We start from the raw sequence: 14,682 nt of genomic DNA, 5'->3' as shown, positions 1-14,682 counted from the left end.
ACTCATAGGGCTTTACCGATCATTTCGGCGTACGACTGGGCCTCCTCGGCGGAGTCGTACTTGGTGCGCGGCCAGAAGAAGCCCCGCAGCCCGTCTTTCTTGTGCCGCGGCACCACGTGCACGTGCAGGTGGGCCACGCTCTGGCTGACGCGGTTGTTGATGGCCACGAACGTGCCGCCGGCCTGCAGCCCTTCCTCCACCGCCCGGGCCATGGCCTGCACCCTCTCGAAGAACGGCCCGACGTCGGCGAGGTCGGCCAGCGTCTCGACGTGGACCCTGGGCACGACCAGCACGTGCCCCTTGAAGACGGGCCGCGCGTCGAGGAACGAGACCGCCACCTCGTCGGACCGCACCACGTCGGCGGGCCGCTCGCCCGCGATGATCTCGCAGAACACGTCGGCGCTCACCGGCCGGCCTTACTCGCGAAGGCCGTCCAGCTCGTCACGTTGGGCGCCGACCACTCGGCGGGCGCGTGCCGGAACCGCTCGCCCACCCGCTCCCGCAGCCGCTCGGGGACCTCGGCCACCTTGGCGCCCCGGCAGTGGTAGACCAGCCCGCCCCCGCGCTGCCCCATGGCCATCCACGGCAACCACGGCGACACCCGGCACCACGAGAACACGCCCGGCACGTCCGGCACCCCCGAGTCCAGGTCTTTGGCCGAGACGAAGAACTGGAACAGCTCCATCGCCCGGTACGTGTCACTCGCGGAGTTCTCGGGGTAGTCGGCGACCTTCAGCGGCGACGGATAGGCCAGCCGGATGTCCACGTTGAAGACCACCTGGTCGCCGAGCCGGGTCGTGGGCACGGGGTAGCCGCCGAGCCGCTGGTTGACCGGGTCGTTGAAGACGTGCTGCACCTCGACGGCGCGCCCGGTGAGGGGGTTGTCCCAGGTGCCGAGCACCTCCCTCGTCCTGGGGTCGAGGTAGAGGGCCGCCTCCCTGGTCAGGAGCTGCCAGCCGCCGTCGGACTCGACCGCCCTGGCCACGTTGAGCCCCTCGAACCCGAAGAGGTGGTGCGGCCCGTCGTCGTCCTGCCAGCCGTACACGTCGCCGGTCCAGTACGAGATCGTCTCCGCGCCGTCTGCGGACGCGCGCACCCGGATGAAGTCCATGAATCCGCAGCCTAACCCGTCATTTCGGCGGACTCACCGTGACGGCGAAGATCGCCTCGCCGGACTGCTGCCTGCTCTGCTCGTCGGACGGCGTCTTGTTCTGGCCGCACCGCCAGCAGTCACGCAGCCTGATCTCCGTCGTGCCCGGATGCTTGCTGTTGAAGACGAAATAGAGCGTGCCGCCGGCTCCGGGGGCGTCGCTCTCGCTCTCGTGCTCCTCGCTGATGAACGAGGCCACCTTCGGGTCCGGCACCTCGACCAGGTCCCAGTTGTCACCCACCGAAGGGTTGTCGGCGACGGCCAGCGAGAACCGCTGCCCGGGCCGCAGCTCGACCCGCACGGTCGTGCCCTTGGCGCCCTTGACCACGGTGCCGAAGTCGCTCACCGCCGATCCGGCGCCGCACGCCGCCACCAGCAGGGCGAGCACGGCGGCGACGCCCGTTCGACGCATCACCCAGGCAGGCTATCGGGCTTCGGCTGATGCCGGAGCACCGCGTACCCCACTCGGCGCTGCTTCTTACTTGGCCTTGTGGCGGCGCCGCACGATGCGGCGCACGACGACGGCCACCACGGCGCCCGCGGCCGCGACGAGCAGCACCGGCCGCTTCTTCGCCTTCTCGGCGGCGTGGGTCGCCGTGTCCTTGGCCACCTCAGCGGCATGGGTCGCCGTGTCCTTGGCCGCCTCGGCGGCGTGACCCGCCTTGTCCTTGGCGGTCTCCGCGGCGTGGGTCGCCCTGCCCTTGATGTCGGTCTTGGCGGCCAGCGCGCTGACGGTCTCGCCGAGCTCTCTCCGGGTTTCCTCGATGTCCTTACGCACGTCGTCCTCTTCCTCGTCCTCCTCCCTGCGCCCCCTCGTGCTCGTCACCGTCTCCTCCTCGGCCGGCCAGGTCTCCGCGGCCTCGGTTCGTTCGTCTGAGATGGGGGGTTCGGGAAGGAACGTCTCGTGTTCCCGCCGGGCTGCCTCAGCCCGCCGGGCGTTCTCCGCCGCGCCTGGTCTCGTCGGGGGGACGTTGATGGACTCGCGTTCCGTGGGCTCGCCCACGGTCGCTCTGCGAGCGCCGACGTCTCCGGCGTGCTGTTCGCTGTATCCGGGATCAGTCTCGCTCATCGTCGTGACCTCTCCTTGACCATGTCGATGTCGGCCTTGACACTCGCGATGGTCTCCGATGGGACCGGTGACCCGGCTCGTTTCACCTGGTTCTTACCGATCAGCCCGAGCAGCGCGGCAATGATGAACAGAACTCCCGCCACGATCGTGGCGGCCGCCCATCCGGGCATGACCCGAGCGAGGAGTATGACGACGGCGGCCATGAGGGCCGCTCCACCGTAGAACGCGGCCGTTCCCGCCGCGCCGAGCAGTCCGGCGCCGAACCCCGCGTGCTTGCCCTTCTCCGCGAGCTCCATCCTGGCCAGCCGGAACTCGTCCCTGACGAGCCTGGAGACCTGTTCGGAGAGGTCGTTGACGAGCTTGTGGGTGTCGTTCACGACGTTCGCCTCCTCCGCTGAGGAAGGCGACTACCCAGGAAATGGCTGTTATTACCGCTTTGCTGCCTTAAAGAGGAACCCCAAAACAGACAAAACTGGATCCTTCTGGACTTCGCACCAGTTATCCGGCTGCTTCGGCTTGCTCCACGGCGATGGCAGCTCGCACGAGGGAGCCTGCGGCTTGGGCCGCTCACACCACGATCCTGGAGGGTTCATACCTTTATCGTACAACTTCAGGTATGGCTTATATAAGCTCTTCCGCATGACTGACATGTCCGACTGGCTGACCCGCAACCACCGCGAGATCGGCCGCCGCGACGGCGCCAGGAGCATGATTCTGCGCCGCGACTACGACGCGTCCATCGAGGACGTGTGGGCCGCGTGCACGGAGCCCGACCGGCTGAGCCGCTGGTTCCTCAAGGTCGGCGGTGAATTGCGGCTAGGCGGCACGTTCGCGCTCGACGGCAACGCCCACGGCGAGATCCTCCGCTGCGAGCGCCCCCGCCTGCTCGCGATCACCTGGAAGTACGGCGACTTCCCCGACAGCCAGGTCGAGCTCCGCCTGTCCACCGGCTCCCCCGAGACCACCACGCTGGAGCTGGAGCACTTCCTGCTGCCGGACGACGGCGTGATCGGCGTGGGCACCGGCTGGGAGCTCCCGCTGTCCATCGCGCTCTCCCTCTACCTGCGCGGCGAGCTGCCCGAGGCCCCCGTGGACGACTGGTACTCGCCCGGCGAGGAGCAACTGCGCCTGGCCGGCCTAGTCGCCCGGGAATGGGTGGCCCTGGCCGAGGCCGAGGGGCTCCCGCTGCCGGCGGAGATGCCGGACTGGACCTGACACGGTCGGCTGGCGGCCCGATCTTCGGCTCATGACGGTAGCCTGCCGGGGTGCTGGTACACGGGGTCTGGACCGCAGACGGGCTCGCCTTCTGGGCGGAAAGGGGCGACAGCGACCCTCATCCGGATGAACGGCCTCAAAGGTCCCCTTCAGCCGGCCGCTCGCGCCCGGCGCCACGCCCGCACCCTTACGCCACCCCCGCGTCCGGCATCGCCGCCCTGCTCGGCCTCGAAGACCCGCCGTCGCGCACGCTGGAGCTGTTGCTTCCCGGCTCCACCAAGGAGCCGCTGCCCTCACCGGAGACCGGGCGGCTGTCGGAGGTGGCCCGGCCGCGCCTGCACCTCTGGCAGGTCCCCGCCGTCGTGCCACCCGCCCCGGCGGCGCTGCGCGCGCCGGCCGAGCACTCGGGCACGGCCACCCTGCGCCACTGGGCCGCCGTCGCCGACTTCGCCCGCGACCTGGTACGCCGAGGCCGCGTCGTCCCTCAACTCGTCCCCCCGGACGGCCCTCACGTGGCCCTCCAGCCCGACGACACGACGGCCATGTGGGCGATCCCCAAAGCCGACGCCCGCGCCGTGTGGCGGCCTGTGATGACCGGGGTCGATGCCGGATATTTCCGGGACCTGGCGCTGGCCATGCCGCCCGCGTGCCGGACCGCGAGTACCGAGCGCCCGTCGGCGGAGGTCCTGCGCGAGGCGCTCGAAGCGTTCGCCGACGCGCTCGTCCGGCAAGCACTCACCGAACCCCTGGTCTCCACCCCCCGAACCCTCCAGGAACGCTGGCTGGCCGCGCTGACCGGCGACGACCCGTCCTGCCCCGACGTCCCCGAGCTGCGCGAGGAGCTGGAGAAGTGGCAGGACTCCGTGGCGGCGGCCGAGGGCGCGACCCGCGTGTGCTTCCGCCTGCAGGAGCCGCGAGAGCCCGCCGACACCGACGACTGGCGGGTCGAGCTGGCGTTGCAGGCCGCCGACGACCCCAGCCTCTACGTCCCCGCCGCCAGAGTGTGGAACGGCGAGAAGGGCCTGCCGGGGAAGCCGGAAAGGGAGCTGCTGGCCGGGCTGGGACGGGCCGTCAGGCTGTATCCCGAGCTGGACCACGCCCTGCGCGTCCCCCAGCCGAGCGAGTTGCGGCTGGATACCCCGGGCGCGTTCGGGTTCCTGAGGCAGGCGGCGCCGCTGTTGCAGGCGGCCGGGTTCGGGGTGCAGCTGCCGCGCTGGGCCGGCCGTACGAAGCTGGGGTTGAAGCTCACCACCAGGACCAAGGCGCAGACGGCGGCCACCAGCCAGGGGTTCGGGATGCGGGACCTGGTCGACTTCCGCATCGACCTGGCCGTGGGCGACGAGACGATCAGCGAGGCGGAGCTGGCCGAGCTGGCCAGGCTCAAGGTACCGCTGGTCAGGGTGCGCGGCCAGTGGGTGGAGCTGGACGACCGGCAGCTCAAGGCGGCGCTCAGGGCCGTGGCGGGCAGCCGTACGGGTGAGAGCACGGCCGCCGACATCCTGCGGCACGTCGTTCAGGGTGACGACGAGCTGCCGCTGCTGGAGATCGACGCCGACGGCGTGCTCGGCGACCTGTTGTCCGGGCAGGCCGAGCGGCGGCTCGTACCGCTCGAGACCCCGGCGGGCCTGGACGCGAGGCTCAGGCCGTACCAGGAGCGGGGGCTGGCGTGGCTGAGCTTCCTGTCCGAGCTGGGCCTTGGCGGGGTGCTGGCGGACGACATGGGGCTGGGCAAGACGATCACCACGCTGGCCCTGCTCGTGCACGAGCAAGCGGGCACGCCCACGCTGCTGGTGTGCCCGATGTCGCTGGTGGGGAACTGGCAGCGTGAGTCGGCCAGGTTCGCGCCTGGATTGCGCGTCTACGTGCATCACGGCAGCGGGCGCGACGCCACCCGGATCCCCGAGGCCGACCTGGTCATCACCACGTACGGCACCGCGCAGCGCGATCTGGAGACGCTCAAGGGGTACGAGTGGCGCAGGGTCGTGTGCGACGAGGCCCAGGCGATCAAGAACAGCGGGACGTTGCAGGCCCAGGCCGTACGGTCGATTCCCACGGGCACCAGGCTGGCCCTGACCGGCACGCCGGTGGAGAACCACCTGGCCGAGCTCTGGTCGATCATGGAGTTCGCCAACCCGGGGCTGCTGGGATCGCGTTCGCGGTTCAGGACCAGGTTCCAGGAGCCCATCGAGGCCCAGCAGGACGAACAGGCCGCCCAGGCGCTCAAGCGGGCGACGGGACCGTTCATCCTCCGCCGCCTCAAGACCGACAAATCCATCATTTCCGATTTGCCGGAGAAGTTGGAGGTCAAGGAGTGGTGCCCGCTCACGCCCGAGCAGGCCACGCTCTACCAGGCGGTGGTGGACGACATGCTGGCCAAGATCAACGACAGCGAGGGCATCGAGCGGCGCGGCCTGGTGTTGTCCGCGATGGCCAAGCTCAAGCAGGTCTGCAACCACCCGGCCCACCTGCTCAAGGACGGCTCCCGCCTATCCGGCAGATCCGGAAAACTCACCCGTTTGGAGCAGTTGTCCGAAGAAATCCTGGAAGAAGGCGAAAAAGCCCTACTTTTCACGCAATATGCGGAATTCGGGACCATGCTGCAGCCCTACCTGGCCCAGCGGCTCGACCGCCCGGTCCTCTGGCTGCACGGCGGGCTGCCGAAGAAGACCCGCGACCGCCTGGTGGACCGGTTCCAGAGCGACGAGGAGCCGATGTTGTTCGTGTTGTCGCTCAAGGCGGCGGGTGTGGGCCTCAACCTGACGGCCGCCAACCATGTCATCCACGTGGACCGCTGGTGGAACCCGGCCGTCGAGGACCAGGCCACCGACCGCGCGTTCCGGATCGGGCAGCGCAAGAACGTACAGGTGCGCAAGCTCATCTGCGCGGGCACTCTCGAAGAACGGGTGGACCAGATGATCGAACGCAAGAAAGCCCTGGCCGAGCGCGTCGTCGGCACCGGCGAGGACTGGCTCACGGACCTGTCGACCGACGAGTTGCGCGAGGTGTTCGAGCTGACGGCCGAAGGGGTGAGCTGACATGGCGTGGTTCGACGCGGGCAAGCCGATCAGGGTCGAGGGCGGCCTTAAGGCCCGCACGCAACGTGGCACCATCGGCTCCACCTGGTGGTCCAGGCGGTTCATCGACATCCTGGAGCGCATCTGCGACAAGGGCCGCCTCTCGCGCGGGCGCGCCTACGCCCGGCAGGGCCAGGTCCTGTCGATCGACCTGTCCCCGGGTGAGGTCAGGGCCGCCGTCCAGGGCTCGCGCCGCACGCCGTACCGGATCGTGATCAGGATCGAGGCGTACGACGAGGCGCGCTGGACCACCATCGAGGAGTCGATCGCGGCGCAGGCCGTCTACCGGGCCAAGCTCCTGGCGGGCGAGATGCCGACGGAGATCGAGGAGTTGTTCGCGGCGCTGGGGATCGACCTGTTCCCGCGCGACCTGGACATGGACTGCTCGTGCCCCGACTGGGGTTTCCCCTGCAAGCACCTGTCGGCCGTGCTCTACCTGCTGGCCGAGTCGTTCGACGACGACCCGTTCCTGGTGCTGGCCTGGCGCGGTCGCACCCGCGAGCAGCTGCTCGGCTCCCTGGCGGACGACGCACCCGTAGACACCCTGCAGGTGGCGGACGTGCCGTTCGCCGACCGCCTGGCCGACTTCTACGCCCCCGGCGCCACGGCGCACCGCCCCGAGCGCCGCGCCACAACCGCCGCCCCGGACCTGCTCCTGCGCGTCTTCCCACCGCCCGGCGATCTGACCCGCACGCTCACCCCCGCCTACCGGGGGCTCGCGGACGCCTGAAGCACGCCCCGACGCCTATCCATGCGGAGCCCCGTTCGAGATCAGCGGTCCTCGAAGGAGTCGGGGACCATGACGCGCACCCCGTTCGGGACCACGCGGAGCCTGATCGGGGTGCGTAGCCGCACCTCGCCGTCCACGTCGGCGGCCATCGGCGGCTCGGTCTCCAGCAGCATCTCGCGGCCCACCACGAACGGCCCCCCTGCGAGGCTGCGCCAGCGGCCCGTCGTCGCCCTGATCAGCGTCTCGCCGAGCAGACGGAGCTTCTTGCCCGAGCCGAGCTGGTAGGCCACCAGCATGCCGTTGTCGATGCTGATGTCCCTGGCCACCTGCCAGCCGCCGTGGAAACGACCGTTGGCGATGTTGAGCTGGTGGGTGAGCAGCTCGTGGCGCTGCCCCTCGACCGTAATGTACGCGCGGAACGGCGTGTGTCCCGGCAGGATCGTCAGGGCCGTCAGCGGGTAGGCGGGGCGGCCCACGATGCGCTTGAGCCACGGCTTGACCTTGCCCGCCACCTCGACGGACACGCCGAAGCTGGCCAGGTTGGCGAACGGCTGGTCGTCCGCCATGCCGAGGTCGATGTCGGCCACCTTGCCGGTGGCGAACACCCCGATCGCCCCCGCCAGGTCGAGCGGCAGCCCCAGGCTGCGGGCGAAGTTGTTGGTGGTGCCGAGGGGCAGCACGCCGAGCGCCACGTCGCGGTGGGCGACGTGGTGCACGGCCGAGGACAGCGTGCCGTCGCCGCCGCCCACGATGAGCAGGTCGGGCTCGGTGGCCAGCGCCGTGTCGAGCAGGTCGCGCAACCGCTTGGGGTTGTAGACCGACAGCTCCGCCAGCGGCTCGAACCCGAGGTTGTGGATCTGCTCGATCACCTCGAAGTAGTGACGGCGGCCCCGGCGCGAGCGAGTGTTCACCACCACCGCCACCTTGCGATCTCTCCGGATCGCCTCGGTGTGCTCGTCTTTGGTGCGCAATTCGCTCATGGTCATCAATCGTAGGGGGCCGCCGGGGTGCCCCGACGGCCCCTTGATTTACTTCTTCGGGGGAACGACCTGGACAATGGCGCCCAGGTTGCCGGGCAGCGGGCTGACCAGCTTGAACTGCACGCCCAGCGCCTTGCCCTCGTCACCGGGGTTGCCGGTGCCGAGCACCGAGCCGGCGGCCACCTGGCCGTACAGCTCCGTGGCGGGGGTGCCGTCCGAGTGCACCACGCGGGTGCTGTACGCCTGGTCGCCCTTCGACGGCACGACCGCCGAGGCGTCGAAGTCACGGTAGGCGAGCCCGCCGTTGAGCACCTCGATGCCCGGGAACCAGGTCTTCGCGTCGGTGAACGCCGAGACGCCCTTCTGCGCGGGCAGGTCCGTGCAGTACGCGCTGAACGGCTCGTCCGCCGCCTCGATGCACTCCTTGAACGGGTACGTCTTGCCGAACCCGAACGCCGCGTTGGACGTCTGGACGCGCCCCTGCAGGTTCTTGTTCGCCGTCGGGTCCTTCGTGGCCGCGGTCCCGGTGCGGCGCAGCGGGTCGTAGTGGGAGTCCACGACCAGCAGGCTGCCCTTGGGGCCGAGGCTCGGCGGGGCTGTGATGGTGGTGCCGATGTTGTTGGTGGTGAACGTCGAGTCGCGGTACCACACCAGCAGGCCCGGCGCGTTGTACTTCAGCTTCTGCACCTTCCACGACCCCTCACGGGAGTAGTCGGTGTCGTAGGTGTACGCCAGGCCCTGGTCGAACCCGTCGAAGTTACGCCACTCCGCCAGGTAGAAGCGCGAGATCTCGCGCTCGCCGTTGTTGCGGGTCCAGCCCTGGCCGCTGGTGTTGGTGAACGTGCCGCCGATGGCCCGCCAGCCGTTGTCACCACCCTCGACGTCGTCGCTCCACACCGCGGTGCCGCCGTTGGTGAGCTGGAAGTCGTCGGCGTGCCAGCCGCGCGGGGTGAAGGCCGCGTCGGTGTTGTACGTCAGCCGCAGCTTGACCGTCTGCCCGGCGAACGGCGTCAGGTTGGCGTAGTCGTGCCGCCAGCCGTCGGTGTTACCGGTGAGCCCGTACTTCTTGTTGCCGAACGTCTTGAGGTTCTTGTTCGGGTCCGGGTAGTCGTCAGGCGTGCTGACCTCGGTGCCGGCCTCGTCGTAGACCTTCTGCTGGGCCCAGGTCTCGCCGCCGTCGGTCGAGACCTCCACGAAGCCGTAGTCCCAGTCCTGCTCGATCTCGTAGTTGTTCCACATCCAGAACTTGAGATCCGTCCCGGCGGGAACGGGCAGGTCGCGGGTGAGCGTGACGTTGGCCCATTCCTGGTCCAGGTTGGTCCACCAGGAGTTCGAGCCGCTGTGCGGGTCGATCATCTTCAGCGGCGTGGAGGCCAGGTTCACCCGGAGGCCGTCCTCGGTGAGCTTGGGCGTGCGCGAGGACTGGCCGACCGTGACGAGCCTGGAGGCGTCGCCGGGGTTGAACGTCTTCGGGTTCGCCCAGCCCAGCACCCACTTGTCCCACAGGCCCATGTGGGTCGGCATCGACTGGAAGATCGGGCCGGAGTGGGAGCCGCTGGACATCAGGTCCCAGAAGTCCACGGCCGAGCTGGCCTGGCCCGAGGTGTCGTACAGGTCGGGCAGGCCCAGGTCGTGGCCGTACTCGTGGGCGAAGACGCCGACGCCGGAGTCCTCGGGCTGCACGATGTAGTTGGAGATCTTCTTGTCGCTGCCGGGGATGTGGTAGCCGCCGGCGACCGCGCTGGAGTGCGCCCAGATGGCGTAGGTGCCCTCGGCGCCGCCGTCGGAGGACTTGTCCTTGCCGGCGTGCACCAGCACCAGGTGGTCGACGACGCCGTCGGGCTCGTTGTGGTTGCCGTCGCCGTCGGCGTCTGAGGTGTCCTCGAGGTCGTAGTCGGCCCACGGGAAGTTCGGCTGGGCCTTGGCCAGGGCGTCCACCGCGTCGATGGGCAGCTGCTGGGCGCCGATCTCGTTGCCGGGGTGGCCGGACATGTCCTGGGGAGCGCCGCCGCATTTCGCGGCGCCGTAGTACGCCTCGGAGTGCGGCACCTTGATCCAGCCGACCGCCGAGCCGGTGACGGAGTAGGCGCCCTTCGACATCTCCTCGTACATCTTCTTCATCGTGAAGCCGGAGACGTCGATGCCCGGCTTGCCGTCGCGCGGGTCCTTCAGGTCGGGACGTACGCGCTGGGTGATGCCCTTGTCGGTGTAGAGCATCTTGTTGAAGTGGTCGGTGCTGAAGTCCTTGACCCAGAAGGAGTTGTTGTCCTTGTGCGGCAGGGTCGCCGGGTCGGGGATCTTGTTGTGCAGGGGGCCGTTCTTGAGCGTGCCGGGCGGCTCGACCACGCAGTCGTCGGGCTGGCTGTTGATCGTGCGCAGCCGGTTGAAGCCGGAGAAGTCGTCGTTGGCCTGCTCGTTGAACTCGACGAGGACCGTCAGGAGCTTGGCCGTACGGGTCTGCCTGGAGTTCTTGAAGATCCATTCAGCGGGGTTGCGGCCGGTTTTGATGGCCTGGTTCTCGCGGGCGGCGAGGATGCGACCCGCCGCCGGGTTGCCGCTGCTGAACTTCTGGTCGAACTTCTGCGCCGGGGTGAGCGAGCGCTGCTTCTGGTTGGCGAGCGTCGGCTCCTTCGGGTCCTTCTCGACCCTCGGTGGAGCGTAGTTGATGTAGAAGTCCGAGGCCGACGGCTCGTAGTGCGCGACGGACGACGCTTGAGCGGCGGGCACGGACAGGGCGGCGCCGAGGAGGGCGACCGCCGGGAATGTGGCTAACAGGCGCTTTGTGCGTGGCACCAGGAACCCTCTCTGCCCGGGATCGCCGGGCGCATGGCCATAGGGTGTGCAATGCCGGACGCTAGAGGCTTGGTCAACGAATCGTAAAGTACGTTGTTGAAACGTGATCAAACTACGACATTTAGAACATCAAGAGCGCGGCGGCGATCCCGCCCGCGACCGCGCCCCCGTAGCAGATCATCGCTATGACCAGGTCGAACCTGGCGATGCCGAGCAGCTCCTCGCTGGTGAACCTGATCCGGTGCGCCGCGTGGAAGAGGCAGAGCACGACGACGGCGAGCAGCGCGAGCCGCACCAGCACGTTGTCCAGCAGCGCCCGCAGGTGCTCGGCCGTCGGCCAGTCGACCACGCCGAGCGGCATGAGCACCCCGAACAGCAGCACGAGCACCGGCAGCACGAACGCGGCCACCACTCCCCCGCCGCTGAACAACAACCACAGGTACGGCTCCAGCGTGCGCTTCATGGGGACCTCAGGACGAAGTAGGCGATCAGCGCGGAGATCAGCGCCCAGGCCGAGTGGTTGCCGCCCTGGATCATCCAGGCGGGCACCCGCCAGCCGTCCAGGCGGACGACGGTGGCCTTGGGCGCGAGGTTGAGGAACGTGACCGTGTGGAAGACGGTCGCCGCCAGGGCGATCACGTTGATCGCGATCATCCAGGGCTGGGCGGCCAGCGCGGCGAACTCCGGAAGGCCGCCGCCGAGCACCGCGTCGACGAACATCAGCAGGAAGACGATCGACCAGGCCACGAAGACGCTGGTCAGCTCGCGCAGCACGAAGACGGTGTAGTTGCGGGAGCGGGCGAACCACAACCTGTCGCGCCCCGCGCGGTACGCGGTCGTCATCGTTTGCTCCACGGCAGCACCGAGCGTAGCGCGGCGGTCAGCTTGTAGCGCTGGATGGCCTCGGCCGGGTCCACGTGCTTGGGGCAGACCCGCGTGCACTCGCCGACGAACGTGCACCCCCACACGGCGTCCTCCAGGTTGAGCACGTCGAACCGGTCGCCCATGTCGCGCGAGTCCAGGTTGTAGCGCTGGGCGAGGGCGATGGCCGCCGGGCCGAGGAAATCGGGATCGAGCACGTAGACCGGGCAGGCCGAGTAGCAGAGCAGGCAGTTGATGCACATGCTGTACTGCTTGTACGCCTCCAGCTGCGCGGGCGTCTGCGCGTACTCGGTGGTCAGGGGCAGTTCCTCGCCCTCCCTGATCAGCCAGGGGCGCACGGACGACAACTTGGCCAGGAAGTCGTCGATGTCCACGACCAGGTCCCTGATGACGGGGAAACCCTTCAGCGGCTCGATCCTGACCGGGCCGTCGCCGTACTCGGTGAGGAAGGTGCCGCAGGTCAGCCTGGGCTCGCCGTTGACGGTCATGCCGCACGAGCCGCACACGCCCATCCGGCACGACCAGCGGTAGGACAGGCTGCCGTCGAGCTGGTCTTTGATGTAGTTGAGCCCGTCGAGCACGGCCCAGTCGGACATGAGCGGCACGTCGTACCCCTCGAACACCGGCTCGGCGTCCTCGCCGGGCCGGTAGCGCGCGACCTCCAGCCGGATCGTGCGCGTCTCCGCCTCCTGCCGAACCCGCTCGGTGGTATCAGGCGCGCCCATTTGTTCCCTCACCCTCCTCATTCGCTCCGCGGGCGGCTTGCTTCGCGGCGCCCCCCACTCCGCTCACTGCATCGGGTTCAGTCACGGCCATAGACCCTTTCTCCCGGAGGCCAGCGGGTGATCGTCACGGGCAGCAGGCCGACCGACGGGCTGCCGTCGGGCGCGCGGTGCACCAGCGAGTGCGCCAGGTAGGTCTCGTCGTCCCTGGCGGGGAAGTCGGTGCGCTGGTGCGCGCCGCGCGACTCCTGCCTGTTCAACGCGCTGGCCGCGATCGTCTGCGCGACCTCCAGCATGGTGTGCAGCTCCTGCAGGTTGATCAGCTCGGTGTTGAACGCGGTGCTCGTGTCGTCGAATCGCACCTCCTCCGCCCGCTCGCGCAGCTCCGCGAGCGTGTCGACGGCCTTGGCCAGCACGTCGCCCGTGCGGTAGATGCCGGCCGCCCCCTCGAGCGTGTGCTGCATCTGCTCCCGCAGGTCGGCGACGCGCTCGCCGGTCCTCCTGCCCTCGCGCGCGCGTTCCAAGCGCCGCTGCTCGTCACCCCCCTGAGTCCGTACGGCCGACGCCTCCCCGCTCCTGTGCTCCTTGGCGAACTCGGCGGCGGCGATGCCCGCCCGCCGGCCGAAGACCAGGATCTCGGGCAGCGAGTTCGAGCCGAGCCGGTTGGCGCCGTTGATGCTCACGCAGGCGGTCTCACCGGCCGCGTACAGCCCGGCGATGGGGGTGGCGCCGTCGATGTCGGTGTGGACGCCGCCCATCATGTAGTGCACGACCGGGCGTACCGGGATGAGGTCGGTGGCCGGGTCGAGGTTCTGGTAGCTCTTGCACAACTCGCGCACGAAGGGGATGCGGGTGTCGATCTTCGCCTCGCCCAGGTGCCGCAGGTCCAGATAGACGACGGGACCGTACGGCGTGTCCACGGTGCGGCCCTTGTGCTGTTCGTGCACGAACGCCTGGGAGAGCCGGTCGCGCGGGCCCAGCTCCATGCTGCGCAGCTTCGGCGTGGGCGTGGGTTTGCCGAGGTCGTAGTCCTGCAGGTAACGGTAGCCGTCCTTGTTGATCAGCCAGCCGCCCTCCGCCCTGGCCGCCTCGGTGATGAGGATGCCGGTGAACGGCAGGCCCGTCGGGTGGTACTGGACGAACTCCATGTCCTTGAGCGGGGCTCCCGCCCGGTAGGCCAGGGCCATGCCGTCGCCGGTCTTGATGGCGGCGTTCGTGGTGAAGGGGAAGACGCGGCCGCAACCGCCGGTGGCCAGGATCACGGTCCTGGCGGCGATGGTCTCGATGCGGCCGGTCCTGATCTCGACGGCCACGACTCCGTGGACCCGGCCGTCGTCGACGACGAGCTTGGTGACGTACCACTCGTCGTACCTGATGATGTCCTGATATTTCAGGGTTGTTTGGAACAAGGTGTGCAAGAGGTGGAAGCCCGTTTTGTCGGCCGCGTACCAGGTGCGTTCCCGCTTCATGCCGCCGAACGGGCGGACCGCGACGCGGCCGTCGCTCTCGCGGCTCCAGGGGCAACCCCAGTGCTCGAGCTGGATCAGCTCCTGGGGCGCCTCGGCCACGAACGCCTCGACCGCGTCCTGGTCGCATAGCCAGTCACCACCGGAGATCGTGTCGTAGCAGTGCTCGTCGAGCGTGTCGCCGTCGCCGATCACCCCGGCGGCGCCGCCCTCGGCCGAGACGGTGTGGCTGCGCATCGGGTAGACCTTCGACACGACCGCCACCTTGGACGACGGATCCCTCTCGGCGACCGCGATGGCCGCCCGCAGGCCCGCTCCGCCTCCTCCGACGATGAGCACATCGATCATTTACGTCACTTCCCGTGGTCGGGTTGTATCGGGTCCTTCACCCGTTTGCCGTCATGGCGGATGGCGGACAGGTGGATGCTGCCGTCGTGGTACTCGTGCCGGATCCGGCGGCAGCCGCAGTCGAAGAACTGGTCGCGGATCACCAGGCCGTAGCCGTCGTCGTCGACGAGGCGGTCACCTCCGGACTTCTTCCCGCAGGGGGCCGTCTCGGGGATGAAGGGGATTTTCGTGCCTGTCATCGCCGATCTCCCTA

Annotated in this window: 15 protein-coding genes; 3 read left to right on the top strand and 12 right to left on the bottom strand. The window is 69.1% G+C overall.

Annotated features, from left to right (window positions below; all coding sequences use genetic code 11):
* Positions 1 to 2: 2 nt before the first annotated feature.
* The 5 genes from ACFLIM_RS44085 to ACFLIM_RS44065 form a co-directional block, all read right to left on the bottom strand.
* Complete coding sequence (locus ACFLIM_RS44085; protein WP_393175684.1) at positions 3 to 407, bottom strand: HIT family protein; 405 nt, start codon at positions 405 to 407, stop codon at positions 3 to 5.
* The gene (locus ACFLIM_RS44080) at positions 404 to 1,111 is read right to left on the bottom strand and encodes a DUF1838 family protein (RefSeq protein WP_393175682.1); all 708 of its coding nucleotides are present in this window, start codon (positions 1,109 to 1,111) and stop codon (positions 404 to 406) included. The genes ACFLIM_RS44085 and ACFLIM_RS44080 overlap by 4 nt, the downstream gene beginning before the upstream one ends.
* Before the next feature lie 19 nt (positions 1,112 to 1,130).
* Complete coding sequence (locus ACFLIM_RS44075; RefSeq protein ID WP_393175724.1) at positions 1,131 to 1,562, bottom strand: protease inhibitor I42 family protein; 432 nt, start codon at positions 1,560 to 1,562, stop codon at positions 1,131 to 1,133.
* 66 nt (positions 1,563 to 1,628) lie between these two features.
* Positions 1,629 to 2,219 (bottom strand): DUF3618 domain-containing protein, encoded by a 591-nt coding sequence (locus tag ACFLIM_RS44070; protein ID WP_393175680.1) that lies wholly within the window; start codon positions 2,217 to 2,219, stop codon positions 1,629 to 1,631.
* A complete protein-coding gene (locus tag ACFLIM_RS44065) occupies positions 2,216 to 2,596 on the bottom strand; it encodes a phage holin family protein (RefSeq protein ID WP_393175678.1) in 381 nt (126 codons plus the stop codon). Before ACFLIM_RS44065 ends, ACFLIM_RS44070 begins: the two co-directional genes overlap by 4 nt.
* Before the next feature lie 262 nt (positions 2,597 to 2,858).
* Between ACFLIM_RS44065 and ACFLIM_RS44060 the strand changes: the two genes are divergently transcribed.
* The 3 genes from ACFLIM_RS44060 to ACFLIM_RS44050 are packed head-to-tail and all read left to right on the top strand — an operon-like array spanning position 2,859 to position 7,238.
* Positions 2,859 to 3,434 carry an SRPBCC family protein gene (locus tag ACFLIM_RS44060; protein WP_393175676.1) on the top strand — a complete coding sequence of 192 codons (576 nt, stop codon included), beginning with the start codon at positions 2,859 to 2,861 and terminating at the stop codon, positions 3,432 to 3,434.
* A 50-nt stretch (positions 3,435 to 3,484) separates the two neighbouring features.
* Positions 3,485 to 6,469 (top strand): DEAD/DEAH box helicase, encoded by a 2,985-nt coding sequence (locus tag ACFLIM_RS44055; protein WP_393175674.1) that lies wholly within the window; start codon positions 3,485 to 3,487, stop codon positions 6,467 to 6,469.
* 1 nt (position 6,470) lies between these two features.
* A complete protein-coding gene (locus tag ACFLIM_RS44050; RefSeq protein WP_393175672.1) occupies positions 6,471 to 7,238 on the top strand; it encodes an SWIM zinc finger family protein in 768 nt (255 codons plus the stop codon).
* A gap of 41 nt (positions 7,239 to 7,279) precedes the next feature.
* On the opposite strand, the gene ACFLIM_RS44045 is transcribed toward ACFLIM_RS44050, so the two are convergent.
* From ACFLIM_RS44045 to ACFLIM_RS44015, 7 genes are all read right to left on the bottom strand, one after another.
* Positions 7,280 to 8,218, bottom strand: coding sequence for a diacylglycerol/lipid kinase family protein (locus ACFLIM_RS44045; RefSeq protein WP_393175670.1), 939 nt, complete (start codon positions 8,216 to 8,218; stop codon positions 7,280 to 7,282).
* 48 nt (positions 8,219 to 8,266) lie between these two features.
* Complete coding sequence (locus ACFLIM_RS44040) at positions 8,267 to 11,011, bottom strand: immune inhibitor A domain-containing protein (protein ID WP_393175668.1); 2,745 nt, start codon at positions 11,009 to 11,011, stop codon at positions 8,267 to 8,269.
* 121 nt (positions 11,012 to 11,132) lie between these two features.
* Positions 11,133 to 11,474 (bottom strand): fumarate reductase subunit FrdD, encoded by a 342-nt coding sequence (gene frdD / locus ACFLIM_RS44035; protein ID WP_393175666.1) that lies wholly within the window; start codon positions 11,472 to 11,474, stop codon positions 11,133 to 11,135.
* Positions 11,471 to 11,854, bottom strand: coding sequence for a hypothetical protein (locus tag ACFLIM_RS44030; protein WP_393175664.1), 384 nt, complete (start codon positions 11,852 to 11,854; stop codon positions 11,471 to 11,473). The genes frdD and ACFLIM_RS44030 overlap by 4 nt, the downstream gene beginning before the upstream one ends.
* Positions 11,851 to 12,618 (bottom strand): succinate dehydrogenase iron-sulfur subunit, encoded by a 768-nt coding sequence (gene sdhB / locus ACFLIM_RS44025; protein WP_393175662.1) that lies wholly within the window; start codon positions 12,616 to 12,618, stop codon positions 11,851 to 11,853. Before sdhB ends, ACFLIM_RS44030 begins: the two co-directional genes overlap by 4 nt.
* Before the next feature lie 77 nt (positions 12,619 to 12,695).
* Entirely contained in the window at positions 12,696 to 14,429 is a 1,734-nt protein-coding gene (gene frdA / locus ACFLIM_RS44020) for a fumarate reductase (quinol) flavoprotein subunit (RefSeq protein ID WP_393175660.1), read from the bottom strand.
* A gap of 5 nt (positions 14,430 to 14,434) precedes the next feature.
* A complete protein-coding gene (locus ACFLIM_RS44015; RefSeq protein ID WP_393175658.1) occupies positions 14,435 to 14,668 on the bottom strand; it encodes a hypothetical protein in 234 nt (77 codons plus the stop codon).
* Positions 14,669 to 14,682: the final 14 nt, after the last annotated feature.

The organism is Nonomuraea marmarensis (assembly GCF_043197025.1).
Lineage (GTDB): Bacteria > Actinomycetota > Actinomycetes > Streptosporangiales > Streptosporangiaceae > Nonomuraea > Nonomuraea marmarensis.
Note: the sequence above shows the minus strand (reverse complement) of the source record. Positions and strands in the feature narration are given on the sequence as shown.

Excerpts from the sequence above, each read along its gene's own strand:
- ACFLIM_RS44050 (WP_393175672.1), top strand. The coding sequence starts at position 6,471 with ATGGCGTGGTTCGACGCGGGCAAGCCGATCAGGGTCGAGGGCGGCCTT.
- frdD (WP_393175666.1), bottom strand. The coding sequence starts at position 11,474 with ATGAAGCGCACGCTGGAGCCGTACCTGTGGTTGTTGTTCAGCGGCGGG.
- ACFLIM_RS44080 (WP_393175682.1), bottom strand. The coding sequence starts at position 1,111 with ATGGACTTCATCCGGGTGCGCGCGTCCGCAGACGGCGCGGAGACGATC.
- ACFLIM_RS44070 (WP_393175680.1), bottom strand. The coding sequence starts at position 2,219 with ATGAGCGAGACTGATCCCGGATACAGCGAACAGCACGCCGGAGACGTC.
- ACFLIM_RS44060 (WP_393175676.1), top strand. The coding sequence starts at position 2,859 with ATGACTGACATGTCCGACTGGCTGACCCGCAACCACCGCGAGATCGGC.
- ACFLIM_RS44075 (WP_393175724.1), bottom strand. The coding sequence starts at position 1,562 with ATGCGTCGAACGGGCGTCGCCGCCGTGCTCGCCCTGCTGGTGGCGGCG.
- ACFLIM_RS44030 (WP_393175664.1), bottom strand. The coding sequence starts at position 11,854 with ATGACGACCGCGTACCGCGCGGGGCGCGACAGGTTGTGGTTCGCCCGC.
- ACFLIM_RS44045 (WP_393175670.1), bottom strand. The coding sequence starts at position 8,218 with ATGAGCGAATTGCGCACCAAAGACGAGCACACCGAGGCGATCCGGAGA.
- frdA (WP_393175660.1), bottom strand. The coding sequence starts at position 14,429 with ATGATCGATGTGCTCATCGTCGGAGGAGGCGGAGCGGGCCTGCGGGCG.
- sdhB (WP_393175662.1), bottom strand. The coding sequence starts at position 12,618 with ATGGGCGCGCCTGATACCACCGAGCGGGTTCGGCAGGAGGCGGAGACG.
- ACFLIM_RS44015 (WP_393175658.1), bottom strand. The coding sequence starts at position 14,668 with ATGACAGGCACGAAAATCCCCTTCATCCCCGAGACGGCCCCCTGCGGG.